General features: G+C 70.5%; 31 protein-coding genes. 15 read left to right on the top strand and 16 right to left on the bottom strand.

Annotated elements, in window-relative coordinates; genetic code table 11:
- Positions 1-180 precede the first annotated feature (180 nt).
- The 4 genes from ACZ6TI_RS25800 to ACZ6TI_RS25785 are packed head-to-tail and all read left to right on the top strand — an operon-like array spanning position 181 to position 3,106.
- Complete coding sequence (locus ACZ6TI_RS25800) at positions 181-327, top strand: hypothetical protein (RefSeq protein WP_465347800.1); 147 nt, start codon at positions 181-183, stop codon at positions 325-327.
- Complete coding sequence (locus ACZ6TI_RS25795; protein ID WP_465347700.1) at positions 324-1,319, top strand: phosphotransferase family protein; 996 nt, start codon at positions 324-326, stop codon at positions 1,317-1,319. The genes ACZ6TI_RS25800 and ACZ6TI_RS25795 overlap by 4 nt, the downstream gene beginning before the upstream one ends.
- A gap of 3 nt (positions 1,320-1,322) precedes the next feature.
- Positions 1,323-2,522 carry an acyl-CoA dehydrogenase family protein gene (locus ACZ6TI_RS25790; protein WP_465347699.1) on the top strand — a complete coding sequence of 400 codons (1,200 nt, stop codon included), beginning with the start codon at positions 1,323-1,325 and terminating at the stop codon, positions 2,520-2,522.
- Entirely contained in the window at positions 2,519-3,106 is a 588-nt protein-coding gene (locus ACZ6TI_RS25785) for a TetR/AcrR family transcriptional regulator (RefSeq protein ID WP_465347698.1), read from the top strand. The genes ACZ6TI_RS25790 and ACZ6TI_RS25785 overlap by 4 nt, the downstream gene beginning before the upstream one ends.
- A gap of 108 nt (positions 3,107-3,214) precedes the next feature.
- Here the strand turns inward: ACZ6TI_RS25785 and ACZ6TI_RS25780 are convergent, their stop codons facing one another.
- Genes ACZ6TI_RS25780 through ACZ6TI_RS25770 form a run of 3 tightly spaced genes read right to left on the bottom strand, consistent with a single transcriptional unit; the run spans position 3,215 to position 6,338 of the window.
- The gene (locus tag ACZ6TI_RS25780; RefSeq protein WP_465347697.1) at positions 3,215-4,303 is read right to left on the bottom strand and encodes an alcohol dehydrogenase catalytic domain-containing protein; all 1,089 of its coding nucleotides are present in this window, start codon (positions 4,301-4,303) and stop codon (positions 3,215-3,217) included.
- The gene (locus ACZ6TI_RS25775; protein WP_465347696.1) at positions 4,300-5,712 is read right to left on the bottom strand and encodes an aldehyde dehydrogenase family protein; all 1,413 of its coding nucleotides are present in this window, start codon (positions 5,710-5,712) and stop codon (positions 4,300-4,302) included. Before ACZ6TI_RS25775 ends, ACZ6TI_RS25780 begins: the two co-directional genes overlap by 4 nt.
- Positions 5,709-6,338 (bottom strand): TetR/AcrR family transcriptional regulator, encoded by a 630-nt coding sequence (locus tag ACZ6TI_RS25770; RefSeq protein WP_465347695.1) that lies wholly within the window; start codon positions 6,336-6,338, stop codon positions 5,709-5,711. The genes ACZ6TI_RS25775 and ACZ6TI_RS25770 overlap by 4 nt, the downstream gene beginning before the upstream one ends.
- Positions 6,339-6,397: 59 nt before the next feature.
- On the opposite strand from ACZ6TI_RS25770, the gene ACZ6TI_RS25765 reads away from it, so the two are divergent.
- Together ACZ6TI_RS25765 and ACZ6TI_RS25760 are read left to right on the top strand one after the other, a co-directional pair.
- Positions 6,398-7,570: an acyl-CoA dehydrogenase family protein gene (locus ACZ6TI_RS25765; protein WP_465347694.1), complete on the top strand. Its 1,173-nt coding sequence runs from the start codon at positions 6,398-6,400 to the stop codon at positions 7,568-7,570.
- Positions 7,567-9,120, top strand: a complete 1,554-nt coding sequence (locus ACZ6TI_RS25760; RefSeq protein WP_465347693.1) for a long-chain-fatty-acid--CoA ligase — start codon at positions 7,567-7,569, stop codon at positions 9,118-9,120. The genes ACZ6TI_RS25765 and ACZ6TI_RS25760 overlap by 4 nt, the downstream gene beginning before the upstream one ends.
- Here ACZ6TI_RS25760 and ACZ6TI_RS25755 read toward each other — a convergent pair.
- Complete coding sequence (locus ACZ6TI_RS25755; protein ID WP_465347692.1) at positions 9,097-9,534, bottom strand: (deoxy)nucleoside triphosphate pyrophosphohydrolase; 438 nt, start codon at positions 9,532-9,534, stop codon at positions 9,097-9,099. The genes ACZ6TI_RS25760 and ACZ6TI_RS25755 overlap by 24 nt on opposite strands.
- Positions 9,535-9,716: 182 nt before the next feature.
- On the opposite strand from ACZ6TI_RS25755, the gene ACZ6TI_RS25750 reads away from it, so the two are divergent.
- Complete coding sequence (locus ACZ6TI_RS25750; protein ID WP_465347691.1) at positions 9,717-10,040, top strand: 4a-hydroxytetrahydrobiopterin dehydratase; 324 nt, start codon at positions 9,717-9,719, stop codon at positions 10,038-10,040.
- Between the two features lie 10 nt (positions 10,041-10,050).
- A complete protein-coding gene (locus ACZ6TI_RS25745) occupies positions 10,051-10,413 on the top strand; it encodes a PH domain-containing protein (RefSeq protein ID WP_465347690.1) in 363 nt (120 codons plus the stop codon).
- A gap of 62 nt (positions 10,414-10,475) precedes the next feature.
- Here ACZ6TI_RS25745 and ACZ6TI_RS25740 read toward each other — a convergent pair whose 3' ends face one another.
- Positions 10,476-11,363: a hypothetical protein gene (locus ACZ6TI_RS25740; protein WP_465347689.1), complete on the bottom strand. Its 888-nt coding sequence runs from the start codon at positions 11,361-11,363 to the stop codon at positions 10,476-10,478.
- A gap of 237 nt (positions 11,364-11,600) precedes the next feature.
- On the opposite strand from ACZ6TI_RS25740, the gene ACZ6TI_RS25735 reads away from it, so the two are divergent.
- Complete coding sequence (locus tag ACZ6TI_RS25735; RefSeq protein ID WP_465347688.1) at positions 11,601-11,789, top strand: hypothetical protein; 189 nt, start codon at positions 11,601-11,603, stop codon at positions 11,787-11,789.
- 275 nt (positions 11,790-12,064) lie between these two features.
- On the opposite strand, the gene ACZ6TI_RS25730 is transcribed toward ACZ6TI_RS25735, so the two are convergent.
- The 5 genes from ACZ6TI_RS25730 to ACZ6TI_RS25710 form a co-directional block, all read right to left on the bottom strand.
- Positions 12,065-12,724: a M23 family metallopeptidase gene (locus tag ACZ6TI_RS25730; RefSeq protein ID WP_465347687.1), complete on the bottom strand. Its 660-nt coding sequence runs from the start codon at positions 12,722-12,724 to the stop codon at positions 12,065-12,067.
- Positions 12,725-12,726: 2 nt separating this feature from the next.
- Complete coding sequence (locus tag ACZ6TI_RS25725; RefSeq protein WP_465347686.1) at positions 12,727-13,458, bottom strand: Type 1 glutamine amidotransferase-like domain-containing protein; 732 nt, start codon at positions 13,456-13,458, stop codon at positions 12,727-12,729.
- A gap of 9 nt (positions 13,459-13,467) precedes the next feature.
- Positions 13,468-14,301: a nucleotidyltransferase domain-containing protein gene (locus ACZ6TI_RS25720; RefSeq protein WP_465347685.1), complete on the bottom strand. Its 834-nt coding sequence runs from the start codon at positions 14,299-14,301 to the stop codon at positions 13,468-13,470.
- Positions 14,302-14,316: 15 nt separating this feature from the next.
- Positions 14,317-15,084, bottom strand: coding sequence for a G5 domain-containing protein (locus tag ACZ6TI_RS25715; protein WP_465347684.1), 768 nt, complete (start codon positions 15,082-15,084; stop codon positions 14,317-14,319).
- A gap of 208 nt (positions 15,085-15,292) precedes the next feature.
- Positions 15,293-16,480 carry a CehA/McbA family metallohydrolase gene (locus tag ACZ6TI_RS25710; protein ID WP_465347683.1) on the bottom strand — a complete coding sequence of 396 codons (1,188 nt, stop codon included), beginning with the start codon at positions 16,478-16,480 and terminating at the stop codon, positions 15,293-15,295.
- Between the two features lie 165 nt (positions 16,481-16,645).
- Here ACZ6TI_RS25710 and ACZ6TI_RS25705 point away from each other — a divergent pair, with 165 nt between their 5' ends.
- Complete coding sequence (locus tag ACZ6TI_RS25705; protein ID WP_465347682.1) at positions 16,646-17,107, top strand: MarR family winged helix-turn-helix transcriptional regulator; 462 nt, start codon at positions 16,646-16,648, stop codon at positions 17,105-17,107.
- Here ACZ6TI_RS25705 and ACZ6TI_RS25700 read toward each other — a convergent pair.
- Positions 17,104-17,454 (bottom strand): VOC family protein, encoded by a 351-nt coding sequence (locus tag ACZ6TI_RS25700; RefSeq protein ID WP_465347681.1) that lies wholly within the window; start codon positions 17,452-17,454, stop codon positions 17,104-17,106. The two genes, ACZ6TI_RS25705 and ACZ6TI_RS25700, sit on opposite strands and share 4 nt — an antisense overlap.
- A gap of 17 nt (positions 17,455-17,471) precedes the next feature.
- Positions 17,472-18,293, bottom strand: coding sequence for a MerR family transcriptional regulator (locus ACZ6TI_RS25695; RefSeq protein WP_465347680.1), 822 nt, complete (start codon positions 18,291-18,293; stop codon positions 17,472-17,474).
- A gap of 83 nt (positions 18,294-18,376) precedes the next feature.
- Here ACZ6TI_RS25695 and ACZ6TI_RS25690 point away from each other — a divergent pair, with 83 nt between their 5' ends.
- Together ACZ6TI_RS25690 and ACZ6TI_RS25685 are read left to right on the top strand one after the other, a co-directional pair.
- A complete protein-coding gene (locus tag ACZ6TI_RS25690) occupies positions 18,377-18,862 on the top strand; it encodes a hypothetical protein (RefSeq protein WP_465347679.1) in 486 nt (161 codons plus the stop codon).
- 33 nt (positions 18,863-18,895) lie between these two features.
- Positions 18,896-20,251: an MFS transporter gene (locus ACZ6TI_RS25685; RefSeq protein WP_465347678.1), complete on the top strand. Its 1,356-nt coding sequence runs from the start codon at positions 18,896-18,898 to the stop codon at positions 20,249-20,251.
- Here ACZ6TI_RS25685 and ACZ6TI_RS25680 read toward each other — a convergent pair.
- Genes ACZ6TI_RS25680 through ACZ6TI_RS25665 form a run of 4 tightly spaced genes read right to left on the bottom strand, consistent with a single transcriptional unit; the run spans position 20,218 to position 22,119 of the window.
- The gene (locus ACZ6TI_RS25680) at positions 20,218-20,712 is read right to left on the bottom strand and encodes an SRPBCC family protein (RefSeq protein WP_465347677.1); all 495 of its coding nucleotides are present in this window, start codon (positions 20,710-20,712) and stop codon (positions 20,218-20,220) included. The genes ACZ6TI_RS25685 and ACZ6TI_RS25680 overlap by 34 nt on opposite strands.
- A complete protein-coding gene (locus ACZ6TI_RS25675; protein ID WP_465347676.1) occupies positions 20,696-21,043 on the bottom strand; it encodes an ArsR/SmtB family transcription factor in 348 nt (115 codons plus the stop codon). The genes ACZ6TI_RS25680 and ACZ6TI_RS25675 overlap by 17 nt, the downstream gene beginning before the upstream one ends.
- A 30-nt stretch (positions 21,044-21,073) precedes the next feature.
- The gene (locus ACZ6TI_RS25670; RefSeq protein WP_465347675.1) at positions 21,074-21,511 is read right to left on the bottom strand and encodes a nucleoside 2-deoxyribosyltransferase domain-containing protein; all 438 of its coding nucleotides are present in this window, start codon (positions 21,509-21,511) and stop codon (positions 21,074-21,076) included.
- Positions 21,508-22,119 (bottom strand): PadR family transcriptional regulator, encoded by a 612-nt coding sequence (locus ACZ6TI_RS25665; protein ID WP_465347674.1) that lies wholly within the window; start codon positions 22,117-22,119, stop codon positions 21,508-21,510. Before ACZ6TI_RS25665 ends, ACZ6TI_RS25670 begins: the two co-directional genes overlap by 4 nt.
- 55 nt (positions 22,120-22,174) lie before the next feature.
- On the opposite strand from ACZ6TI_RS25665, the gene ACZ6TI_RS25660 reads away from it, so the two are divergent.
- The 3 genes from ACZ6TI_RS25660 (at position 22,175) to ACZ6TI_RS25650 (ending at position 24,342) form a co-directional block, all read left to right on the top strand.
- Positions 22,175-22,990, top strand: coding sequence for a class I SAM-dependent methyltransferase (locus ACZ6TI_RS25660; RefSeq protein WP_465347673.1), 816 nt, complete (start codon positions 22,175-22,177; stop codon positions 22,988-22,990).
- The gene (locus tag ACZ6TI_RS25655; protein WP_465347672.1) at positions 22,987-23,664 is read left to right on the top strand and encodes an alpha/beta fold hydrolase; all 678 of its coding nucleotides are present in this window, start codon (positions 22,987-22,989) and stop codon (positions 23,662-23,664) included. The genes ACZ6TI_RS25660 and ACZ6TI_RS25655 overlap by 4 nt, the downstream gene beginning before the upstream one ends.
- A 93-nt stretch (positions 23,665-23,757) precedes the next feature.
- Positions 23,758-24,342: a Uma2 family endonuclease gene (locus ACZ6TI_RS25650; protein ID WP_465347671.1), complete on the top strand. Its 585-nt coding sequence runs from the start codon at positions 23,758-23,760 to the stop codon at positions 24,340-24,342.
- Positions 24,343-24,364 lie beyond the last annotated feature (22 nt).

The following is a 24,364-nucleotide window of genomic DNA, read 5'->3' as shown; positions in this document are numbered from 1 at the left end:
AAAACCGCGACCCGCTTTATCTCTCAACCCGTAGACCCACCCCCCCCCCCCCCCCCCCCCCCCCCCCCCCCCCCCCCCCCCCCCCCCTCCCCCCCCCCCCCCCCCCCCCCCCCCCCCCCCTCCCCCCCCCCCCCCCCCCCCCCCCCCCCCCCCCCCGAGGGCGCCCTGGAGGCGACCGAGGTGGCCGCGGTGGTGGCCAAGGGCATCGAATCGGACGGCTTCCTGATCCTGCCGCACCCCGAGGTGGCGGAGTATTACAAAATCAGGGCCACCGAGCCGGAGCGCTGGCTGGCCGGGATGAACAAGATTCAGCGAGGATTCGAGTGATCGCACCCCGAGGGCTGGATCTGGCCGCGCTGCGGACGTTCCTGGGTTCGGACCGCCCGCTGAGCGCCACCATGTTCCTCGGCGGGCGCTCCAATCTGACCTATGCGGTGACCGACGGCGAGAGCCGCTGGGTGCTGCGCCGGCCGCCACTGGGCCACGTCCTGCCCACCGCGCACGACATGAGCCGCGAGCACAAGGTGCTCGCGGCCCTGTCCGCGGCCGGCTTCCCTGCGCCCGCGCCGGTCCTGCTCTGCACCGACCCCGCGGTGATCGGCGCGCCGTTCTATCTGATGGAGCACGTCGACGGCCACATCTACCGCGACGTCGCCGAGCTCGAAGCGCTCGGGCCCGAGGCGATGCACGCCCTGGTGCTGTCGCTGGTGGACACCCTGGCCGACCTGCACGCACTCGACCCCGAGGCGATCGGGCTGGGCGATTTCGGTCGCCCGCAGGGCTTCAACGAGCGTCAGGTGCGCCGCTGGAAGAAGCAGCTGGACGCCTCCCACAGCCGCGACGTGCCCGGCATCCACGAACTGCACGCCCGCCTCGCGCTGGACGTGCCGGAGGGCGACGGCACGGTGGTGCACGGCGACTTCCGCCTCGACAACGTGCTGATCGGCGACGAGCTTCAGGTCAACGCGGTGCTCGACTGGGAGATGTCGACGCTCGGCGACCCGCTCAGCGACGTCGCCCTGATGCAGGTCTATGCGGGCCGCCCGCTGCTCATCAAGGACGGCATCCCGCGCCCGCCGATCTCCATCCCCGGCCACCCCACGCTGGGGGAGATCGCGACGCGTTATGCCGAACGCAGCAAGCGCGACGTGAGCGACCTGCACTGGTACGTGGCCTTCGCGGCGTTCAAGCTCGCCGTGATCCTCGAGGGCGTCCATTACCGCTATGTGCAAGGTCAAACCGTAGGGGCGGGGTTCGACACCGTCGGTGAGATGGTGGCGCCGCTGGTCGCCCAAGGTCATCAAGCTCTGAAGGGATGAGCGATGGACTTCGCGTTCGACGAGAAGACCGAGGACTACCGCAAGCGGCTGACCGCGTTCATGGAGGAGCTGGTCTATCCCGCCGAGCCGACGTACCACGCCGACGGCTGGGGGCCGCCGGCCGCGCTCGAGCCGCTCAAGGCCGAGGCCAAGGCGCGCGGCCTGTGGAACCTGTTCCTGCCCGGCGAGCACGGCGCCGGCCTCACCAACACGCAGTACGCGCCGCTCGCCGAGATCACCGGCCGCAGCCCGAGCATCGCGCCGCCCGCGCTGAACTGCGCCGCGCCGGACACCGGCAACATGGAGGTGCTCGCCGAGTTCGGCACCCCCGAGCAGCAGGAGAAGTGGCTGAAGCCGCTGCTGGCCGGCGAGATCCGGTCCGCGTTCGCGATGACCGAGCCGCAGGTCGCCTCCTCGGACGCCACCAACATCGGCACCCGGATCGAGCGCGACGGCGACGAATACGTGATCACCGGCCGCAAGTTCTACATCTCCGGCGCGATGAACCCGAACTGCAAGATCTTCATCGTGATGGGCAAGACCGACCCGTCGGCCGCGCGCCACGTGCAGCAGAGCCAGGTGCTGGTCCCCCGCGACACCCCGGGCCTGACGATCGAGCGCGGCATGACCGTGTTCGGCTATGACGATGGAGACCACGGCGGGCACGCCGAGGTCACCTTCGATGGGGTACGGGTCCCCGCCACGAACCTGATCGGTGAGGAGGGCGGCGGTTTCGCCATCTCGCAGGCGCGCCTCGGCCCGGGCCGGATCCACCACTGCATGCGGCTGATCGGCATGGGCGAGCGGGCCCTCGAGCTGATGTGCACGCGGGCGCTGTCCCGGGAGCCGTTCGGCAAGCCGCTCGCCGAGCAGGGCGTGATCCAGGACTGGATCGCCGAGTCGCGGGTGCGCATCGAGCAGGCCCGGCTGCTGGTGCTGAAGGCGGCCTGGCTGATGGACACGGTCGGCAACAAGGGCGCGCACACCGAGATCCAGGCAATCAAGATCGTCACTCCGCTGACCGTGGAGTGGATCATTGACAAGGCGATTCAGGCGCACGGCGCGGCCGGTGTGGGACAGGACACACCCCTCGCGCGGCTCTGGGCGTCAGCCCGTACGCTCCGATTGGCCGATGGCCCGGACGAAGTGCACAAGCGCTCGCTGGCCCGGCGGGAGCTCAATCGTTACCGGAGCACGAGATGACCACACCGACGCCGCGCATCGACGGGCGCACCGCCCGATCCGAGCGCACTCGCAACGCGATCGTGGACGCCCACGTGAGCCTCATTGCGGGCGGCGACATGCGGCCCACCGCGGACAAGATCGCCAAGCTGGCGGGCGTCTCGCTGCGCGCCCTGTGGAGTCACTTCGCGGACATGGAGGCGCTGTTCACCGCCAGCGCCCAGCGCATACTGGATCGCCGCGACGAGTCCTTCAAGCCGATCCCGGCCGACCTGCCGCTGACCGAGCGCATCGACCTCTATTGCGCCCAGCGAGCCAAGATGAACGACAAGATCGGCCCGGCGGCCCGCGCGTCGGCGCTGAAGGAGCCGTTCTCGCCCGCTCTGCAGCACTACCGCAAGCTGCACGTGGAGCGGGTCCGTGACGAGGTGAAAGTCCTGTTCGCCGGCGAGATCGGCGACGACACCGAGCTGCTGGACGCCCTGACCGCGATCAGCACCTGGAACACCTGGGACACGCTGCGCAAGCCGATGGAGATGTCGGCCGACACGGCCCGGACCACCCTGACCAGGACCGTGACGGCCCTCCTCAACAGCAAGCCCTGACCGGTCCGGCACTCGGGCGGGTGCACGATTCGATGCTTGGCCTGAGCGCGGCCGAGCCGATTACCACGACGGTCCGCCCCCGCCGGGGGCGGACCGCACCAAGAACCCTTAGAAGACCACGACCGAGCGGGCGCCCTCGCCGCGGGACATCCGGTCGAAGGCGGCCGGCACGTCCGCCAGCCCGATCCGGTCGGTGATCAGGTGGTCGACCGGAATGGTCCCGGCCAGCACGTCCTGCGCCAGCACCGGGATCTCCACATCCGGATCCGAGCTGCCATAGACCGACGACCGCAGCGTGCGCGCCGACGAGAAGATGTCCAGCGCGCTGAGCTCGACCTTGTCGTCGGCCCGGCCCATGCCGACCACCGTGACCTGCCCGCCCCGCCGGGTCGCCCGCCAGGCCGCCCGGATCGTGCTGGACCGGCCCACCGCCTCGAACGAATGGTCCGCCCCGCGCCCGGACGTGCGCGCCCGGACATCCTTGGACAGCGCATCCGAGGCCACCACGAAATCGGTCGCGCCGGCCGCCTCGGCCAGCGCCTTCTTCGACTCCGACACGTCCACCGCGATGACCGTCGCCGCACCGGCCGCCCGGGCCGCCGCCACCACCGAGAGGCCGACGCCGCCGAGCCCGATCACCAGCACCGAGTCGCCGGCCGCGACCCGGGCGGTGTTGCGCACCGCGCCGGTCCCGGTCAGCACCGCACACCCCAGCAGGGCGGCGGAGGACCAATCCAATTCCCCGGGTACGGGAATGACCGCGTTCTCCGGCACCACCACCTGCTCGGCGAACGCGCCCAGCCCCAACGTCACGTAGGCCGGCACGCCACCGAGCGTGGCGCCGTTCTCCAGCGCCGCGATCCCGGCCACGGTCGCGCACAGCCACGGCTCGCCGTGCGTGCAGAACCAGCACATCCGGCAGGCCGGCTGCCAGTTCAGCGCCACGTGATCGCCGACCTGGGCCCGGGTCACCTCGGGCCCGACCTCGACCACCTCGCCGGCCGCCTCGTGCCCGAGCACCAGCGGATAGGGCGGGCGCAGCGTCCCGTTCACCATGGACAGATCGGAGTGGCACACCCCGGCCGCCTTGACCTGGATCCGGACCTGGCCCGGACCCACCTCGGGCAGCTCCAGGTCCTCCAGCGCGGGACCGGCCCCGGCCTCGCGCACCACCACCGCGGACACTCGTGTGGTCATCGCTGAATCGCCTTCACCTGCTGAAACTCCTCGAGACCGAACGAGCCCAGCTCACGCCCGATGCCGGACTGCTTGTAGCCGCCGAACGGCGCGATCGGGTTGAACGCGCCGCCGTTGACGTCCACGGCGCCGGTCCGCAGTCGCCGGGCCACGCCCAGCGCGCGCTCCGGGCTGCCCCAGACGCCACCGGCCAGACCGTACTTGGAGTTGTTGGCGATGGCGACCGCGTGATCGTCGTCGTCGAACGGGATGATCGACAGCACCGGGCCGAAGATCTCCTCCTGGGCGAGCTCGCTGTCCGGATCGACGTCGGCGAAGACGGTGGGCGCGACGAAGTAGCCCCTGTCCGGCACCGGCGCGTCCAGCCCGCCGGCCACCAGCTTGGCGTCGGCCCGCTCGATGAAGCCCCGGACCCGGTCGCGCTGCGCGGCCGAGACCAGCGGGCCGAGCCGGGTGGCCGGGTCGAACGGGTCACCGGTCGCATAGCCGGCCGCGGTCGCGGCGGCCAGCGCCACCGCGTCGTCATAGATGCTGCGGTGCACCAGCATGCGGGTCCACGCCGTGCAGGTCTGCCCCGAGTTGAGGAACGCGTTGCCCACGCCCACCTTCACCGCCTTGGTCAGGTCGGCGTCCTCCAGGATCACGTTGGCGGACTTGCCGCCCAGCTCGAGCGCGACCTTGGCGATCCGGTCGGCGGCGGCGTGCGAGATCGCGCGGCCGGTGGCGGTCGAGCCGGTGAACGACACCATGTCGACGTCCGGGTGCCCGGCGATCGCCGCGCCCACCTCGGGGCCGGTGCCGGTGACCAGGTTGAGCACGCCCGGCGGCAGACCGGCCTCGTGCGCGGCGTCGAAGAGCAGACAGGCGGTCAGCGGGGTCAGCTCGCTGGGCTTGAGCACCACCGTGCAGCCGGCCGCGAGCGCCGCCGCGACCTTGGCGACGACCTGGTGCAGCGGGTAGTTCCACGGGGTGATCGCACCGACCACGCCGACCGGTTCGCGGACCACCAGCGAGTTCCCGATGGTCTGCTCGGGCACCGGTTGCAGCGCCACGTCCGCGTACCCCCGCAGGACCAGGAGGGGAAGACCGGCCTGGACCGACTGGGCGATCTTGAGCGGCGTGCCCAGCTCGAGTCCCACGGTCCGGGCGATGTCGGCGGCGCGCGCAGCCAGCGCGGTGTGCAGCCGGTCCAGCGCCACGCCGCGCTCGGCGATCGGCAGCGAGCCCCAGCCGTCGAAGGCGGCGCGTGCGGCGGCGACCGCGGCGTCGACGTCCGTCGCGGTGCCCTCCGGCACGTGCCCCAGCACCTCCTCGGTGGCCGGGTTCTGCACCTCGATCTTGCCGGCGCCGGCCGGCGAGACCCATTGGCCGCCGATGTAGAGGTGGTCGCGGACGGTGGGTGACGTCATCGTTCAGCCCCGTTCTGCAGGAGGGTTTCGAGGCCGGAGACCAGCGTCTCCAGGCCCAGGACGAACGCGCCCTCGTCCACCCGCTCGCGGTTCTCCGCGAGATGGTGGGCGCGGTGAAGGTGAGGGTACTTCTCGTAGAGCTCGGGATCCTCGGGGAAGCCGAGGGCGAACGACCCCAGGGCCGAGCCGGTGACCAGGTATCGGAGCAGGGCGCCGATGTGCGTGGCCCGGGACGGCGACCAGCCGGCGCCGATCAGCGCGCCGTAGACCGCGTCCGCCATCGCGAGCGACGCCGGGCGCCGGCCGGGACCCTGGGCGAGCACCGGCACGATGTTCGGGTGGGCGCTGAGCACGGCGTGGTAGGACTGCGCCCAGAGTCGCAGGGCCTTCGCCCAGTCGTTGCTGCCGAAGGCCGAGACGTCGACTTGGGCGATCACCGCGTCGGCCACCGCGTCCAGGATTTCCGCCTTCGTGCCGAAGTGGTGATAGAGCGAAGGCCCGGCCACGCCCAGCTCGGTGGCCAGCCGGCGGACCGAGACCGCCTCCAGCCCCTCCGCGTCCACCAGGGCCGCGGCCGCCTCGACGATCCGCCCATGGGTGAGCAGGACCTGTTTCGGACGCGCCATGCAAACTCCCGGGATTCAGCACTGGACGTGTGAAAACTTACACCGCTAGTTTATCTCCCATGGACTTCTCCTTGAGCGATGAGGAACGCGCGATCCGCGACACTGCCCGTCAGTTCATCGCGAAGGAGGTGATGCCTCTGGAGTCGGACGTGCTGCGGCGTGAGCGGGCCGGCCGGCCCGGGATCGAGCGCAGCGAGCTGGCCGAGCTCCGGCAGAAGGCCAAGAAGTTCGGCTACTGGGGGCTCGGCACGCCCGAGCAGTACGGCGGCATGGACCTCCCCGCCGTGATGCAGTCGCTGATCTGGACCGAGGTGGGCCGCACCTACGTGCCGTTCAGCTTCGGCGGCGAGGCCGACAACATCCTTTACTACGCGAACGAGGAGCAGAAGGCGGAGTTCCTCATCCCCACCATCGAGGGCGACCGCGTCTCCTGCTTCGCGATCACCGAGCCGGGCGCCGGGTCGGACGCGGCGAACATCAAGCTGAGCGCCCGCAAGGACGGCGACGACTGGATCCTGAACGGCGAGAAGACGTTCATCACGAACGGCAACGAGGCCGACTTCACCATCGTCGTCGCGGTCACCGACCGGGAGAAGGGCGTGCGCGGTGGCGGCACGACGGCCTTCCTCGTGGACCGCTCGATGGGCTGGCGCTCCGAGGCCATCGACACGATGGGCCCGGCCCGGCCGGCGTCGCTGATCTTCGACGACGTACGGGTGCCGGCGCGCAACATTCTCGGCGAGATCGGCCAGGGCTTCGAGCTGGGCATGAAGTGGATCGGCCGCGGCCGCTACCTGATCCCATCGGCCGCGATCGGCAGCGCCGAGCGGGCCCTGCAGATGGCGATCGACTACGCGAACACCCGCGAGACGTTCGGCCGCAAGATCGGCGACAACCAGGCGATCCAGTGGATGATCGCGGACTCCGAGACCGAGCTGGAGGCGGCCCGTTGGCTGATCCTCAAGGCGGCCTGGACGGTCGATCAGGGCATGGACTTCCGGCACTCGGCCTCGCATGCCAAGCTCTATGGAGCCGGCATGGTCAATCAGGTGATGGATCGCGTGATGCAGATCCACGGCGGCATGGGTTACACCCGCGAGCTGCCGATCGAGCGGTGGTACAGGGCCGTCCGGCTGATCCGCATCTATGAGGGCACCGACGAGATGCAGCGCCTGATCATCTCCAGGGACCTGCTCCGGGGCTACACCAAGATCGGGGGTCACCTCGCATGACGGTTCTCTCGCTCGCGACGATCCTGGCCGAGGCGGCGCGCAAACGGCCGGACAAGGTGGCGCTGATCGACCACACCGGCGCGCGACTGACCTATTCGGAGCTGTGGGCGCAGGCCCGGTCCTGGGCGGCTGGGCTGCGCGAGCTCGGCATCGGCCCGGGCGACACGGTCGCCCTGCAGATTCCCAACGTGATGGACTTCCCGCGGGCGTACTACGCGGCCCTCTCGATCGGCGCGGTCATCGTCCCGGTGCACCTGCTGCTGACGCCGGAGGAGATGGCGTACGTCCTGACCGACTCCGGCGCCAAGAAGCTGGTCACGCACTCGAGTCAGCTCGCCACCGCGGCCAAGGCGGCGGAGCTGGCCGGCATCCCGGTGATCACCGTGGGCCCGATGCCGGCCGACGTGCCGCAGGCCCCGCCGCGCCTGGAGGACGCCGCCGCGTCGGTCGAGCCGCTGTTCACATACGTGACGCGCGAGGCCGAGGACACCGCCGTCATCTTCTACACGAGCGGCACCACCGGCCAGCCCAAGGGCGCCCTGCTGACGCACCTCAACCTGGTGATGAACGCGACGGTGAACACGTTCGACGTGCACGACCCGCTCCCGGACGACATCTCCATGGGCTGCCTGCCGCTGTTCCACACCTATGGGCAGAGCGTCGCGATGAACGGCACGTTCCGGGCCGGCGGCACGCTCGTGCTGCTGCCGCGGTTCACCGGCGAGGCCGCGATCGAGCTGATGGTCCGCGAGGGCGCGACCATCTTCTTCGGCGTGCCGACCATGTTCATCGGGCTGCTCGAGGCGGCGCCGAAGGCAGAGCGCCTGCCCGATCTGCGGCTCTGCTTCTCCGGCGGCGCCTCGCTGCCGGTCGCGGTGCTGGAGAAGTTCACCGAGATCTTCCAGGCGCCGATCTACGAGGGCTACGGCCTGTCCGAGACCTCGCCGACGGCGACCACGAACCAGCCCGCGTTCGGCACCCGGCCGGGCACCATCGGCCACCCGATCTGGGGCGTCGAGGCGGAGATCGCCCGGGCCGAGGTCGACGAGCGCATCGAGTTCCTGCCGGCCGGTGAGCTCGGCGAGATCGTGATCCGCGGGCACTGTGTCTTCGCCGGCTACCACAACCGGCCGGAGGCGACCGCCGAGGCGGTGATCGACGGCTGGTTCCGCACCGGCGACCTGGGACGCAAGGACGAGACCGGCTTCATCACGATCGTCGACCGCAAAAAGGACCTGGTGATCCGCGGCGGGTTCAACGTCTATCCCCGCGAGGTCGAGGAGGCGCTGGCCCGGCACCCGTCGGTGGCGCAGGTCGCGGTGATCGGCATCGCTGACGCCACGTTCGGTGAGGAGATCTGCGCGGTCGTGGTTCCCACCGTTCAGCCGGACGAGGCGGGCGGTGTCACGGCGGACGAGCTGATCGAGTGGAGCAAGGAGAAGCTGGGCCGGCACAAATACCCGCGGCAGGTCCGCTTCGTCGAGTCGCTGCCGGTGGGCCCGAGCTTCAAGGTGCTCAAGCGCGAGCTACGCGCGACTTTCTCCGAGTAGCAGCCGGGGCAGCTCGGCGACGATGGGCTTGTCCGCCGGGAGCCACCGCACGCTGGTCAGCTCGTCCGGGCCGAGCCAGCGCATCGCGGTGTGCTCCAGCGCTCGCGGCACGTCGCCGCCGAGCAGCTCCACGGCAAAAACCCGCAGCACCGCCCGGCCGTGTGCGAGTGGCACGTCCGGGCCCACCCGGTCGCCCACCGCCACCCGCACGCCGAGCTCCTCGACGCACTCGCGGGCCAGCGCCTCGGCGTCGGTCTCGCCCGGCTCGACCTTGCCGCCGGGGAACTCCCAGCGCCCGGCCACCTCGGGCGGCGCCGAGCGCTCGCAGGCGAGCACGCGCCCATCCATGACTATCACTGCGGCCACAATCACCCTGGGTGACGACGAGGCGCTGACGCGGCGTTCCGGGCGCATGGGCCATGAGCGTGCCACAAAAAGTCACCGTTCAGGTTGCCCGAGGAGTCCCGATCGTCGGGAGAACACGGATATGTGGGCGTGGACATGATTGACGCGGCAGACAAGACTGTCACCACCGACCATGACGACACGGCGACAGTTTGGCCACAAGCCGGCAACGACGCCTGGGGGGTGCGGCGATGCGGAGCCGAAGGCAACGGGGGACGCGGTCCGACTATCTGACCGACGCCCTCGCCCTGTTGAAGGGCTGGACGCAGGACGGCGCAGAATTGCGAAGAGTCCTCGCCTGTGACGACAGCCAGCATGCCGCGCTGACCGAGAGAATCAAGGTCGCTGCGGACACACTACGCATACGCCCCGCAATCCGGCGCACAGAGGGTCACACGCAGATCCGTCTGCCGTCGGCCGAGCGCACCGGCGAGAGCGACGCGATCACCGACGGCCAGGTCACTCTGGCGGCCCGGATCGAAGACGCCTACAAGACGGTGGTGGGCGCGCAATAGTCTCGGATTCATGACGGATCCGATCTTCGACAACAAGGGTCAGCTCAAGCAGATCGAGAGCGGCCTGCTGGACGGCGAACAGATCATCGCGGTGTACGACGCGGTCGGCGTCGGCACCGGATACCTCGGGCTGACCACCCGCCGGGTGATCATCCAGGACAAGTCCTTCGCCGGGAAACGCTTCGCGATCACCAGCATCCCGTACTCCAAGATCAGCAGTGTCAGCGTGGTGAGCAACAAGAGCATCGCCGGCCAGTACTTCTCCACCGGCACGATCGCCATCCACGTCGGCACGCACATCTACGAGGTGGAGTTCCGCGGCTCGGACAAGACGCATCACGTGCACAACGTGATCCTGCACTACGCCTCTTAGGGCATTTGCCGGAAGTGGCTGGCGGCGCACCGGCCGCCACCAGCAGTGGCGGCTGCCCTGGTTCAGGTGGTCTGCGTGAGATCCCAGGCGTAGTAACGACCGGCCGGCTTCTCGTCCAGCCAGGTCACCGTCCAGCCGTTGTGGCCCTTCTCCGGCGGTTGCAGGGCGCCGAACCCGTGCTGCTCCTTCACGCTCGGCGGCTGATCGCCGGCCGGGAACGCGAAGGTCACCTGAAACCTGGTCAGCGCGGTGGAACCACCGTCCGCGGTCTGCAACCGGTCGTCCCACTTGAGCCAGTCCCAGCCGCGCTCCCGCAGCGGCCGCCACAACCCTCGGGGCCGATATTCGACCTCCCAGTCGGTCTCCCCGGTCATCGCCGGATCGAACACCAGCCAGGCCCGGAGGAGGCGGACCTGCTCCCGCAGCGGCAGATCGGTGATGGTGCCGCCACCGTTCTTCACCTCGGCCTTGAAGCTGAAGTCGTCGAGCCGGGCGACGACGTCCTCGTCCGGCACGATCGGCCGCATGGTGCGGTGCGTGACCACCGGCCGCGGCATGGTGCGGTGCTTTTCGAGGATGTGATCGCTCTCGTCGTCGCTGCCGATGGTCACGACGAGTTCGAGAGTCTCCGAGAACAACGGCATCTCGCGGTCGCTGATCCGTTCGATCGCCCGCAGGTAGTGCTGGTGTCCGGTCTTCTCCAGGGTCATCTTGTCGTTGAGATCCTGCACCTGAGTCTCCAGCTGACGGATCCGCGCCACGAAGTACAGATTCCAGAGGTGGATCACGAAGTAGAGCAGGCTCGCGATGCCGAGGCCCTGCAGAATCGCGCGACTGACCCCGGACGAGAAATCGGCCAGCTCGGCGATTCCCGACGCGATTCCGAGAATGAGGATCACGACGCGCAGCACGCTATTGAACATGTTCTTGAACTCTGGCGACAGCGGCACGGTCGAACTCACCCCCGTCGGTGTCTGCTACCAATCTTGCCGAAACGACTATTGGCGACAAATCCCCAGACAGGCTGACCCCATCCGGGTACGCCCGTTCGGCCAGGCACATGCCATTCGCCGCCGCGGAGGGTGGTTACCGTCCGGTAATAGTTGCGGGCTGTGAGCGCGCGGCAGGATGCTGGCTCGGGACTTCCACCGCGCTCGATCTCATCGACGACACCGGGAGCGATCAAAGTGCTTGCCGACCTGCAGAATCCGACGTCGGGACTGCCCCGGCCCCAGGCTTTGCGGCACAACTCCGCCGACGGCCCGGGTGGCGAAGGCGGCAACCGGATGGGCGCCGCGCCGGTCGCCCTGCTGGTCGCGTCGCTCGCGCTCTCCGCCGCCCTGGTGGTGTTCGCGACGGTCGCTCTGCACTACTGATTCAGGACCTCAGCGGTAGGTCGTCCCGCCCTCGCCACCACGCCGGTCGAAACGGAACGCCGCAGCAGTCCTGGAAATCATCGCAACTCCTTGGAGATCAATGCCGCTCGCGCCGAATCGCGAGGCGACTGCTCACTAAACCTTACGGTGGCACCGATTCACCAACTGCGAGACACCTGAAAGGGTGACTGGCGGACCTTGCCACTTTTGATTGTCGGGCAAAGGTGGCACGCACAGCACCGTTTCGGCGGTCTGCCGTCGGCCGTGCGCCCGATTCACCCCGGCTCGACCACCTCCGATTCGGCGGGCACACCACGCTCGACGAGGATCGGCGTCCCACCGCGCCGGGGCAGCACGCGGTAGTCGCGAAAGGACATCGGCAATCCCTTGGCGGTGAAACCGTCCGCCGCGTCCATCGCCTGGAGGTGCAGGTGGGGCTGGGTCGAGTTGCCGGAGTTGCCGCACTCGCCGACCTGCTGCCCGATCTCCACGGCATCGCCGGGCGCCACCCGGATCGATCCCGCCCGCAGGTGCGCCAGCACGACGAAGACGCCGCCCTCGATCTCGATGACCACGTGGTTGCCGGCCAGCGCGGCCGCGCCGGCCCGCGCCCGGGACGCCTGGGTGATCGCGTAGTGCAGCAGCGTGAACTGCGAGCGCCGGGCCTCGTGGTCCGGCGCGTCGTCGAGCACCGAGACCACCCGGCCGGCCGCGGGCGCGAGGATCGGCCGGCCGAACGCGACGAACCGGTCCGGCGGTTCGGTGGCCAGGAACGTGCGCCAGTCCCGCACGGCCGCGGTGCGCCGGCCGTCGACCGCGACGAAGTCGATGGCATAGGTGGTGGCGAAGTGGTGGGTGCCGTGGCTGGGCACGCGCCGCGCCGGGCTGTTCTGGACCAGCCAGGTGCCTCGGAACGGCAGCGCCAGGTCGACCATGGTCAGAGCACTCGGGTGGGCAGGACCGTCTCGGTGACGCCGCCGTCGGCGGTGCGCTTCAGCTCGTACCCGAGGGGTCCCTGTTTGTCGGCGACCACCTCCTCGAGGGTGGTCCCGCGATAGACCAGCCCGGCCCCGTCGTCGGTCGCGTAGCCGTCGCCCAGCGTGCCGTCGCCGATCAGCTCGTGCATCTTGGGCCGGCGCTGCTCCTCGGCGTCGTAGTGGACGCCGTTGCTGTAAGGCAGCCAGCCCAGGCCGTCGGTGAAGCCGCGCAGCTCGAGGCCGTAGCTGTCGGTGCTGCCGCCCTGATGCCAGCAGATCGACCCGGCCGAGACGCCGCCGAGCACGACGCCGGCCTGCCACGCCTCGTGCAGGATCTCGTCGAGGCCGTGCGCCCGCCAGACCGCGCAGAGGTTGGCGACGCTGCCGCCGCCGACCCAGATCACGTCCTGGGCGAGCAGGTGGGCGCGGATGTCGTCGATGTTGGGCATCGGGAAGAGCTGCAGGTGCGAGGCCACGAACTCGGTGCCGGCGAACGCCGCATAGGTCGCCCCGATCCGCCCCTCCGGATCTCCGGTGGCCTGGTTGAGCACGCAGATCTTCGGCGCCGCGGTGGCGTTGGCCAGCTGCGCGGCGAAGTAGTGGATGGGACCGGGCCGCATGTCCAGCAGCCCGTGCTTCCCGGGCCGGAACGAGGCGCTGGTGGCCAGAATCGTAGGAGCGTCAGCAGTCACGGCACCATTTCACCGCATCATCGCGGCGCACGCGTCGGCCGTGTCCAGAACGAGGTCGGCGGCCAGGTCGACGGCCAGCCCCAGGCGCAGCGGATCGGCACCCACCGCGCCGAACAGCGCATCCACCCGCGCGGCCATCCGGTCCGGCGCCCCGGGCAGGTTCGCCGCCCCGGCCACCGCGCCCTTCTCGTTGATCAGCCACTTGCCGGCCGCGCCGTGCAGAGCGTGCGCACACACCCCGACCAGCCGGAACAGGCACCCGGCGACGTATGCGGAATCCCCGCGATCGACGGCCTTGCGCGCCACGCCGACCAGGAAGTCCGCCTCCCACAGCCCGGCCACCAGCCGCTCCCGCAGCGCCGGTGGATAGACCCGCACGCGGCCTCGCAGGGCGGCGAGCTCACCGGTCGGATCGGCCAGGATCCGGGCCAGGGCGAGTTCCCCCGGGTACGCGAAGTCCGGCACGCCCAGCGGATGGCCGGCCTGGGTGTGGAACACGTAGCGCCCCTGCTCGGCGTCGGCCCAGGTGCCCTCCACCCGGCCGACGTCGCGATAGAGCAGATCCACCGCGGCGCCGTCCACCTCGAGCCAGGCGCCGCCGTCGACCCACGGTCCCCATTCGCCGAGCTCGGTGACCTGCGCGGACGGCCCACCGACGTCCCGCGCGATCTCGCCGAGGCCGGCCAGATCGAGCGGCCGTCGATAGTAGATCCCCAGGTCGTAGTCCGAGTCCGGCCGGTGGTCGCCGCGCGCCCGGCTGCCACCGAGCACCACGCCGACGACGCCGTCCAGCCGGGCGATCCGGCTCCCGAGTTCTTCCAGCCATTGCTCCGCAGCCGCCACGCCTCACATGGTGCCTCAGCAGAGGAGGCCGGGCTCGAGTTCGAGGCTGTCGAGCATGGCGAGGTCCTCGTCGAGCAGGTTCACCGAGCCACCCAGCGGCAGCGAACCACTCTCGGTCGCCGGATCCAGGTCCTGCGCACAACCCGCGGCCCGGCCGACCGGCGCGCATCCGTTCCCGGGCCGGCAGTCCCGCTGCCCACGCCGCGTGCCGAAGGCCACCACGCGATGCTGCGGCTGCCGGGTGACCGTGCTGTCCACCAGGCGGCGCTCGGTCGGCCGGCCGTCGGTGAGCGTGACCACGTACCGCAGGATCTCCTCGCCCGGCGCACCCTGCGCCTGGATCCGCTTGCGACCGCGCGGCAGCGCCGGGTCGCGCACCAGCCGGGTCCGGAACGGGATCATCCGCTTCTCGGTCTCCGGCCGCGTCGTGATCACCGGCGGCGCCGGTTCCGCGGGCTTGGCGTCGATCACCCGCGGCGCCGCGACCTGCGGTTCCTGCTCCACCGGCTCCTTGCGAGGGGTACGCGTGGCAGTCCGATCCGCCTCCCCGGCATCCGGCCGGAGCTCCTCCTCGACGGCGGGCTGCGCGCCCAGCCCGGCATCGGCGGCCGGCGGCCGTGGCACCGCCGCCCCGGCGGCAGCATCCGTCGGCGGCGCCGCGGCGATCACCTGCCGGTCGCTTCCCACAGCCGTCACGATCCGCGTGTCGTCCTCGGTGAGCGCCGCGACCGCCGCGGTCCCGCCCCCGATCACCACCAGCACGGCACTGGCCCCGGCCGCCATCCGAACCCCGAACGGCAGCCGAGCCCACCAAGACTTTCGTGGCATTTCAAGCAATTGCTGCCAAGAGTCACTAGTTGTCTGGTTTTGCACCTGAGCATTGTGCAGCCTCACCGCCCGGACGCAAGCAGCGATCCGGTCCCCCGAAAGGCCGACCGCCATCCGCGTTACCAACGCCCGACCCGTCCGTTGCGCCGGGCCCCCACCCCGATCAGGTGGTGAGCCACCACGGGCTGGAATAGGCGACACCCCAGTCGTTGCAGGGGTGCCCGGCCGGCCCGGGCGAGGGATTCACCTGCGTCGGGTCGGAGATCCGCAACGTCACCCATGATCCGTCCACCGCGTCCAGCGGCACGGTGAACGTCGTGGTCCGGCCCGCCTCGGTGGCGATCACGTCGGCCACATCGGGCGCCCGGGTGCCGGGCCGCAACACCTGGATGTGCAACGGCTTGCCGACCCAGTCCGGCCCGCGATCGAGATCGACCGAGAAGGTCACGTCGCCGGCGGCGAACGGCAGGCTTCCGCCCATCCGCACGCCGGCCGCGGTCGCGTCCAGCCGCAGCCCGCTGACCCGGGTGGCGAAGAACCGCCGCGCCCGCATCGCCTCGAACACGCCGTTGCGGGTGTTCTCGGCGACCCAGAGCCCGGTGCGCCCCTTGCCCTCCGGGAAACCCCAGTCGGTGCCGTGCTCGTCGGTGACTCCGGTCAGCCCGGTGCGCCATCCCGCGTTCAGGCAGGCGTTGAGCGGCGAACTCTGCCCCGGCCACCCGTCGAAGAGGTAGTCGTCGGTGCGGTTGAACATCTCCATGCCGACCATCTGCTCACGCAGCCGCCCGTCGTACGAGAAGTCGTTGAACCTCAGCACCTCGCGCCCCGGATGGTTGAACCCGCCGATCCCCGCGGTGCCGCCGATCCAGTCGAACAGCCGTCCCATGCTGCTCGCCCGCCCGAGATCGGTGAAGTCGCCGGTTCCCCAGACGTTGACGTGCCCGAGCAGCGGGTGCGACCACTCGAAGCCGCGGATGGCGGTGTAGACGCCCGGTTCGTCGGCCGCGTCGGCGAGCTGCGCGGTGCGGTTCCACTCGGAGCGGCTCAGCCCCTCGATCCCGAACAGCGTGGCGTGATCGGTGAGCGCGGCCACGTCGAGCCCGGCGTCCCGCATGGACGCGAAGGCCAGCGCGGGGTCACCGTCGCCGTCCGACATCAGGGTGTGATTGTGCAGGTCGGCATGGACGAGTGTGGTGCCCTGACTGATCGCCGAGGCGCGTGCGGCTCCGGGCGCGGTGCCGCCGGCGGTGGCGGTCGACCTCGCCCGGACGCTGCCCGGCGCGGCCGCCACCATCAGCAGTCCGCCACCGGCCCCGGCGAGAATGGAGCGACGACTCACGTGTTCGGTCATCCGTGCAGCATCTCAACCGATAGACGACAGTGCATGTCCATAGCGTCAGCCGCCGGGGCAGGACGTTCCGCCGCCGCTGCGTTCCACGCACCCGCCGGGCTCGGGAGACTCGGCCGGAGTGGATTGGCGCCGGCCGCGCGGTGTCAAGGACGTAGGATCTTCGTCATGGCGGCCAAGCCCCTCACCAGCGAAGAAGAGGCGGTCGTGCGTGCCCTCGGCCGATTGATGGTCGTTCTCCCCCGCGCACTCGACGCCGACCTCGAGCGTGGCGAGCGAATGTCGATGAGCGAATACGCCGCCCTGCGACACCTCTCCGAGGCCGCGGGCCGCCGGTTGCGGATGAGCGAGCTCGCCGCCGCCTGTGACATGTCGCTGAGTGGCATGACCCGGCTGGCCGGCAAGCTCGAGTCGCTGGGACATCTGCAGCGGCTGCGCTGCGAGTCGGACGCCCGTGGCCTGGTGGCCGTGCTCACCGACAGGGGACTCGCCCGCCTGGAGGCCGCCTGGCCGACCCACCTGGCCAGCGTGCGCCACCGGGTCCTCGACCACCTGGGCGATCTCGACATGTGCACGCTGGCCAGGGCCCTGGAAGCGATGTCCTGCACCAGGGACCGCTGCGAAAGCTAGCTCTTGCCGAGGTCGAACTCGTTGCCCTCGGGGTCGGTGAAGGTGATCCACTCGGTGCCGTACTCGTCGTGCTCGGACAGCTTGGTGGCGCCCAGCCCGATCAGGCGGTCGGCCTCGGCCCGCCAGTCCGGCCCGTGCAGGTCGAGGTGCACGCGGTTCTTGGCCTGCTTGCCCTCCGGCACCTTGAGGAACATCAGCGCGGGCGTCTCGTGGCGGGATTTGAGCCCGATGGTCGCGAAATAGGAACTCGCACCCTCGTCGACCGGGCGCGACAGCACCTGCGACCAGAAGCCGGCCAGCTGATCGGGGTGCTCGGAGTCGAAGGTGATGTGACCGATGGAGAGCATGACGAACCTTTCGGGATTCAGGAGTGGACCGGCCAGAGGATCTCGGTGCGCAGCTGCGCCGCGTCCGCGGTGTCGGCCGGAGTGACCAGGTAGTTCTCCCGGATCGGCGCCTCCGCACCGATCCCGGCCTTCAGCACGTGCTGCCCGAGCAGGCCGTAGGTCAGGTCGAGCTCGTCGAACGGCCCGGCGTGCAGGGCCACCGCGAACCGGCCGCCCGGGATCGTGGCGAGCCGGATCCGGTCGTCCCGGGCCGCCGCCTCGGCCGGGCGTCCGGTGTTCACCGGCACATATGCCGTCACCTCGCCGTGGCTGTTCTCGAACCAGCCCGGGGCGTAGAGCGCGGCGCCCGGCCCGGCGGGAATCGCGTCGAGCCGCCCGATCGCCTGGTAGAGCCGCGGAAACACCGTCGCGCAGAACTCGTCGATGCCGTCGCGCTCGAGGTCCGCCGTGGTGGCGACGACCGTGCGGTCGGGCTCGTTGCGGAAGAACACCGGCGTGGACGACGGCCCGCCCGCCATCAACGACCGCAGTGACGCCACCGCGGTCGCCGTCTCGGTCAGCTCGCGATGCAGCCGGTCGAGGTGCGCGGCGATGCCGGCGTCGCGCCCGCTCGGATCGGCGAGCAGCACCGACCGGATCTCGGCCGGCGGCATCCGCACGTCGCGCAGCCGGCGCACGAGATGGGCGGCGGCCACCTGCTCCGGCGCATAACGCCGGTAACCGGTGACCGGGTCCACCTCGGCGGGCACGAGCACGCCGACGTCGTGATAGTGGTGCAGGGTCTTGACCGGCAGGTGGGTGAGCCGGCTGAACTCACCGATGGTGATCGAGGCGGGCATGGAAGAACTCTGCACCCTCCGGCAACCGGAGGGTCAAGGCGCCACGACGAAGTCGAATTGACTCGAATGCTTACTGTGCGGGGATGTCCTACGTCCGAGCCATCGCGTCGACCGTCGGCCAGGGCGCGCTGACCGCCGTCTGGATCGCCGCCGGAGAGCTGCCGCCGGGCAAGCGCCGCGCTCTCCGAGCCGCCTCGGCCGGCGCCATCGTCGTGGTCGGCCTGGTCAGCACCACCAGGGGAGATCGCAGCGTGAGCTGGGTGCCGGGCGAGGGCCCCGAGGTCGTCGGCGGCCGGCCCGACAGCGCCGACCAGGACGACAGTTCGCAACCGATGGACGGCCGCCGGATCGCCATGGTGGTCGGCGCCGGCCTGCTGAGCGTGGGCACCGTGATCGGCCGCCGCCAGCTGGAGAAGCGCTGGCTGGCCCGGCTGGAGCGGAAGGGTCACGCGCACCCGCACCGCGGCCTCGCCATCCGGATGGCGGCGCTCACCATCGCCGCCGGCCTGCCCGGCCGCCTGCTGTCCGCCCACGAGGCCAAGGACGCGCAGCGGAAGAAAACGCTTTGACCTGAACCAAGGTCGAGGTCATAGCGTGCGCGCATGACCGCGACCGGCATCCTGTCCAGGCCATACCTGTTGACCACGGCCGGCACCTGGAGCCTGATCTTCCTGGCCGGCTTCGAGTCCCTCGCGGTCACCACGATCATGCCGGTGGTCGCCGCCGATCTGGACGGCCGCGCGCTCTATTCGCTGGCCTTCTCGGCGACGCTCGCGGCGAGCGTGATCAGCATGGTCGTCTCCGGCTCCTGGGCGGATCGGGTCGGCCCGGCCCGCCCCCTGCTCACGTCGATCGCCCTGTTCGCGCTGGGTCTGACCGTCGCCGGTCTCGCGCCCGCGATGTCCGTGCTGGTGCTCGGCCGTTTCCTGCAGGGCCTCGGCGCCGGCGGCATCACGGTGGCGCTCTACGTGCTGGTGGCGAAGGCCTATCCGGCCCACCTGCACATCCGGATCTTCGCGGCGACGGCCTCCGCGTGGGTCGTGCCCTCGCTGATCGGGCCGTTCGCCGCCGGTGTGGTCGCCGAGTCGCTGAGCTGGCACTGGGTGTTTCTCGGCGTGGTCGCCCTGGTCGCGGTGGCCACCGCGATGATCCTGCCGGCCCTGCGCGGGCTCGATCACGAGAGCACCGGCGGGATCGAACCGGGACGGATGGTCGCCGCGGCGGTGCTGGCGGTCGCGGTGGTGGCGCTCAGCTATCTGGTCGAACTGGACCTGCGCCTGGCCTGGACGCTCGTGCCGATCGCCCTGCTGTCGATCGGTCTGGCCGCGCGGGGCCTGATCCCGCCGGGCACCTATCGCGCGCGGCCCGGCCTGCCCGCGGCCGTCCTGCTCGGCGGCACGGCCGGTGCGGTGTTCTTCGGCACCGAGGTCTACCTGCCGCTGCTGCTGCACGATGGCTACGGCCTGCCCGCCTGGCTCTCCGGCATCACGCTGACCGCGGCCGCGATCTCGTGGGCGGCGGCCGCGGCGATGCGCGCCCGGCTGGGCGATCGGCTGGCCCCCACAACCGCTCTGCGTACGGGTGGAGCGCTGCTCGCCACCGGCGCCGGCACCGAGCTGCTGACCGCCGCGCTGCACCTGCACCCGGCGATCGCCGCGCTCGGCTGGTTCCTCGCCGGGGCCGGGATGGGCACGCTCTATCCGCAGGTGAGCACGCTCGTCCTCGCGTACTCGGAAGAAGGTCGTGCGGGTTTCAACACGTCGGCCAAGAGCATCACCGATGCGGTCGGTGGAAGCACCGCCCTGGCTCTCACCGGACTGCTCTTCCAGACGGTGGCGAGGACGCCCTTCGTGGCCGTCCTCGCCTTCACCAGCGTCGTCTCGGTGGCCGTCGTGCTGCTCGCCGGGCGCGCCGGCCGGCCGGATCAGGCCAGGGAGACCGCCATGAGCTCCAGCTGATCCATCTGAGTCTGCATGCCGCCCTCCATGCCGGACTCGATCACCGCGTCACGGTCGGTCTGGTCCACGTATTCGCAGAGCATCTCCATGAACGTGCGCCCGTCCTTCTCGGTGAAGGTGAGGGTGACCAGGCCGGCGTGCCCGTCCGGGTCCGGGATGCCCTCGTACGCCTCGGTGTTGACCAGCAGCTCGGGCGCCTCGATCTTGCGGTATTCCCCGTGGAAGGCCACCTCGAAGCCGGGGCCGGCCTCCATCACGTATCGCCAGGAGCCGCCGACCCGCAGGTCGATGTCGACGCTGCGCATCGTGCCCTTGTCACCGGCCCACCAGCGCTTGACCAGCTCGGGCGTGGTGTAGGCCTTCCACACCAGCGCCCGCGGCGCGTTGAACTCACGGGTGATCAGGATCTGGTTGTCGGCCGGCAGGGTCACCTTTGCCGTGCCGCTAGTCGTCGTTGCCATCGTCTTCCTCCTTGAGCTCGTCGAGCACTGCGTCCATCAGGTCGAACCGCTTGTTCATGGCCTGCTCGTACTTGGCCAGCCACTCGTGGATCGGTTTCAGCGGTCCGGCATTCACTCGATACATCCGCTGCCGCCCTTCGTCGCGGACTCGCACGAGATCCACCTCCCGGAGCACCCGCAGATGTTTGGAGACCTGCGGCTGGGCCAGGCCGAGGAGGTCGACGAGATCGTTGACCGGCATCTCGCGCTGGGCGAGAAGGTCGAGGATCTGTCGCCGCCGGGGCTCGGCCACCGCGTTGAACGCGTCGGTGGTGGTTGCTGCTCGTGCCATGCCTGAATCATATACCCATAAGGGAATACGTCAAGGCCTTGCTGCCACGCAGGCTGCGGCGAGGTCGTCGTGGACGTGCAGGCCGGGGCGGATCAGGGCGAGCTGGTGGACGATGTCGAAGCGGCGGGCGTACGCCGGATGGGCGCCGACCGTGAGCGGCTTGTCCGTGGTCGCCCAGCGACCGAGCTCGAAGAGCGAGATGGGTTGCATCGTCTCGAACGAGAACCAGAAGAGGATGGCGTCGGCCCGCGCCAGATGGTCGAACTCCCACCGGATCTGCCGCTCGCCCTCGACGTCGTCGCCCATCGGGAAGTCGTCGCGACGCGGGTTGAAGATGACCGGCCAGGACGGGCTCAGCAGTTCGATCGCGACCGCCTGCCAGTCGGCGACCCGGGTGATGCCGCCGGCCAGGAAGATGCCCGGCCCGGACAGCGAGGCGGAGCGCTCCGGCGCGGTCAGGACGGTCACCACTGGGCCCGGCGCAGGATCTCGGCCAGAGCCTCGGGGTCGGCTACCGCCTCGGCAGGATCGTCGGGCCACCCCTCGATCTGCTCGGTGGCCCAGTCCGCCCAGCGGGCCACCATCGCATAGAAGTCGGTGAAGAACGCGCCGGCCAGCATCCCCTGGGCCGCCCGATGCTGGTACGGACCCTGGCCGGCGGCATATTCGGCGGCCGCGGTCAGGTTCTCGACGTTGGCCCGCTCAGCCCAGGCACGGGCGGCGGCGACCGTGCGCAGGGCGTCCGCGCGGGTCGCGTTCTCCGCGAAGCTGAGCTTCACCAGCTGCTCGAACTCCAGCACCGGCCCGTCGCCCGGCTCCGCCAGCCAGCGGGCGAGCGCCACCCGGCCCTCGGGCGAGATGGCATAGACCGTGCGGGGGCGCTTGCCGACCTGCTCCGCGGTGGCCGTGGCCAGGCCGAGCGCGACCAGCTTCTTGGGCTCCTCGTAGAGCTTGCTCTGGGCGCGCGGCCACATCCGGCTCAGGCTGCGGTTCATCTGCTGGGTCAGCTCATAGGTGCTCCACGAGCGCACGGCGAGCAGGCCCAGGATCGCGTACGACGTCGTGGTCGTTGACATTTACTCCCCTTGGGACGATGCTGGATACTCCCAACGAGAGTATCGGAGTATTGCGGTGACGAGTAGGACGACGGCGATCGACCCGACCAACGAGGCGCAGGCCGGCGCCTGGGACGGACCCGAGGGCGGCTATTGGGCGGCCAACGCGGAGCGCTTCGATCGTTCACTGGAGCGCTATCACCCGGCCTTCATGGCGGCCGCGGCGATCCAGCCCGGCGATCGGGTGCTGGACATCGGCTGCGGCACCGGGCAGGTGGCCCGCGACGCGGCCCGGCTGGCGCACCGCGGCTCCGCCCTCGGCCTCGACCTCTCCGGCGAGATGATCGAGGTGGCGCGTGGGCTGGCCGCCGGCCAGGACAACGCCCGTTTCATCCAGGCCGACGCGCAGGTCCACCCGTTCGACGAGGGCGCCTTCGACGTGGCCCTCAGCCGCACCGGCACGATGTTCTTCGGCGACCCCGCGGCGGCGTTCGCCAACATCGCGCGGGCGCTGCGGCCCGGCGGCCGTCTCGTGCTGCTGACCTGGCAAGCCGCCGCCCGCAACGAGTGGATCGGCGCCTTCAGCCGGGCGCTGGCCGACAGTGAGCCGCCGGCCGCGGCCGCGCCCTTCTCGCAGAGCGACCCCGACGCGGTGCGCGCGCTACTGGAGGGCGCCGGCTTCTCCGGGGTACGCCTCACCGAGATCGCCGAGCCGATGGTCTACGGCCGCGACGCCGAGGAGGCGCAGGAGTTCGTGCTCGGCCTGCTCGGCTGGATGCTCGCGGGCCCCGACCGGGTGCCTGCTCTGCACCAGGTGATGCGGGACCACGAAGGCCCCGACGGCGTGACCTTCGCGTCCGCCGCCTGGCTGATCACCGCCCGCATCCCGTGAGCACGGGCCTGGTGCTGCTGCCCGGCCTGGCCGGGCAGCAGGGCGAGTTCGCCGCCCAGGTCGCCCACTTCGGCCGGGATCGCCGGGTGCTCGCGCTGGACCCGTTCGTGGACGGGGATCTGAGCGTCGCCGGCCAGGCGGATCGGGTCGTCGAGCTGGCCCGGCGCGCGAACCTGGGCGAGTTCGTCCTGCTCGGGCACAGCGCCGCCGGCATGGTGGCGCTGGCCCTGGCGGGACAGCCTCCGGACGGGCTGGCCGGCATCGTGGTGCTGGACAGCCCGGTCCAACTGCCCGCAGCCGTGCGGGCGGCGGCGGCCCGCCTCCCACTGTGGTTGTTGCGACGCTTCTTCAGTGCCACCTTCACCGAGCACGACCCCGCGCCCTGGCGCGCCGAGGTGCTCGACCGCCTGGCCGCGACCCCGCCACCGGCCGCGCGCAGCATGTCCCGCAACACGTTCACCTTCGACGGCGCGGCCGCCCTGGCCGCGGTGCGCGTTCCCACCCTGGTGATCCGGGCCAACATCCCGCTGCGACTAGACCGCCTGCCGCCAGGCATCCACAGCGCCGACCTGAGCGGCGCCGGCCATTGGCCACACGTGCACGCCCCGGCCCGCCTGAACGCGATCCTGGACGACTTCCTGGCCGCGACCAGCCAGGCCGGCGTCAGACCTTGAAGCGGAACTCGACCGGATGACGTCATCGTGCAACGTCAGGACGGCAAAAGCAGCAGGTCAGGCAGTCAACTCTCAAATGCTACGGTTCACGACATGACTGCGGTGCCCGAGTGGATGCGGCCGCCTCGCCTTGAGGGTTGGTTTGCCGACGACCTCGACCATCTCCCCGAGGCCCCCCGTCACACCGAGCTGATCGATGGAGCGCTCGTCTTCATGATGTCCCCCCAGCGGGCTTGGCACGGCCGGGCTGTCTCTGCTTTGTTGTTCGCTCTTTCTGAGCAGGCGCCGACGAGCGTCGAGGTCGAGCGGGAGATGACAATCCGGCTTGACGAACGGAACCGTCCGGAACCTGACCTCCTCGCCACGAGGGCGCCCTACTACGACCCAGATCGCACCTTTTACACGCCTGACCAGGTGCTATTGGTCATCGAGGTGGTCTCGCCGGAATCAGCGCACCGTGATCGGACTGTCAAGCTACGAAAGTACGCGGAGGCCGGAATTGCGAACTACTGGCGCGTCGAGGACGAGAACGGATCGCCGGTGGTCCACGCCTATGAGCTCGACGAACCGACGCGGTCGTACGTGCCGACCGGAATCCATCGACACGAGCTGAGCACGACGACACCGTTCGCGGTCGAGCTCGATCTGGATGGGCTGGTGCCTGGACGCAAGAGCTGATCGGGGCGCCGATCTTCGCCAC

The organism is Actinoplanes sp. NPDC051388 (assembly GCF_055586225.1).
Note: the sequence above shows the minus strand (reverse complement) of the source record. Positions and strands in the feature narration are given on the sequence as shown.

Coding starts and splice junctions, on each gene's coding strand:
- ACZ6TI_RS25765 (WP_465347694.1), top strand. CDS start 6,398: ATGGACTTCTCCTTGAGCGATGAGGAACGCGCGATCCGCGACACTGCC.
- ACZ6TI_RS25650 (WP_465347671.1), top strand. CDS start 23,758: ATGACTGCGGTGCCCGAGTGGATGCGGCCGCCTCGCCTTGAGGGTTGG.
- ACZ6TI_RS25730 (WP_465347687.1), bottom strand. CDS start 12,724: ATGGTCGACCTGGCGCTGCCGTTCCGAGGCACCTGGCTGGTCCAGAAC.
- ACZ6TI_RS25755 (WP_465347692.1), bottom strand. CDS start 9,534: ATGCGCCCGGAACGCCGCGTCAGCGCCTCGTCGTCACCCAGGGTGATT.
- ACZ6TI_RS25675 (WP_465347676.1), bottom strand. CDS start 21,043: ATGGCACGAGCAGCAACCACCACCGACGCGTTCAACGCGGTGGCCGAG.
- ACZ6TI_RS25760 (WP_465347693.1), top strand. CDS start 7,567: ATGACGGTTCTCTCGCTCGCGACGATCCTGGCCGAGGCGGCGCGCAAA.
- ACZ6TI_RS25750 (WP_465347691.1), top strand. CDS start 9,717: ATGCGGAGCCGAAGGCAACGGGGGACGCGGTCCGACTATCTGACCGAC.
- ACZ6TI_RS25770 (WP_465347695.1), bottom strand. CDS start 6,338: ATGGCGCGTCCGAAACAGGTCCTGCTCACCCATGGGCGGATCGTCGAG.
- ACZ6TI_RS25695 (WP_465347680.1), bottom strand. CDS start 18,293: ATGCCCGCCTCGATCACCATCGGTGAGTTCAGCCGGCTCACCCACCTG.
- ACZ6TI_RS25715 (WP_465347684.1), bottom strand. CDS start 15,084: ATGGCGGCCGGGGCCAGTGCCGTGCTGGTGGTGATCGGGGGCGGGACC.
- ACZ6TI_RS25700 (WP_465347681.1), bottom strand. CDS start 17,454: ATGCTCTCCATCGGTCACATCACCTTCGACTCCGAGCACCCCGATCAG.
- ACZ6TI_RS25790 (WP_465347699.1), top strand. CDS start 1,323: ATGGACTTCGCGTTCGACGAGAAGACCGAGGACTACCGCAAGCGGCTG.
- ACZ6TI_RS25680 (WP_465347677.1), bottom strand. CDS start 20,712: ATGGCAACGACGACTAGCGGCACGGCAAAGGTGACCCTGCCGGCCGAC.
- ACZ6TI_RS25785 (WP_465347698.1), top strand. CDS start 2,519: ATGACCACACCGACGCCGCGCATCGACGGGCGCACCGCCCGATCCGAG.
- ACZ6TI_RS25780 (WP_465347697.1), bottom strand. CDS start 4,303: ATGACCACACGAGTGTCCGCGGTGGTGGTGCGCGAGGCCGGGGCCGGT.
- ACZ6TI_RS25710 (WP_465347683.1), bottom strand. CDS start 16,480: ATGACCGAACACGTGAGTCGTCGCTCCATTCTCGCCGGGGCCGGTGGC.
- ACZ6TI_RS25685 (WP_465347678.1), top strand. CDS start 18,896: ATGACCGCGACCGGCATCCTGTCCAGGCCATACCTGTTGACCACGGCC.
- ACZ6TI_RS25775 (WP_465347696.1), bottom strand. CDS start 5,712: ATGACGTCACCCACCGTCCGCGACCACCTCTACATCGGCGGCCAATGG.
- ACZ6TI_RS25665 (WP_465347674.1), bottom strand. CDS start 22,119: ATGTCAACGACCACGACGTCGTACGCGATCCTGGGCCTGCTCGCCGTG.
- ACZ6TI_RS25745 (WP_465347690.1), top strand. CDS start 10,051: ATGACGGATCCGATCTTCGACAACAAGGGTCAGCTCAAGCAGATCGAG.
- ACZ6TI_RS25705 (WP_465347682.1), top strand. CDS start 16,646: ATGGCGGCCAAGCCCCTCACCAGCGAAGAAGAGGCGGTCGTGCGTGCC.
- ACZ6TI_RS25690 (WP_465347679.1), top strand. CDS start 18,377: ATGTCCTACGTCCGAGCCATCGCGTCGACCGTCGGCCAGGGCGCGCTG.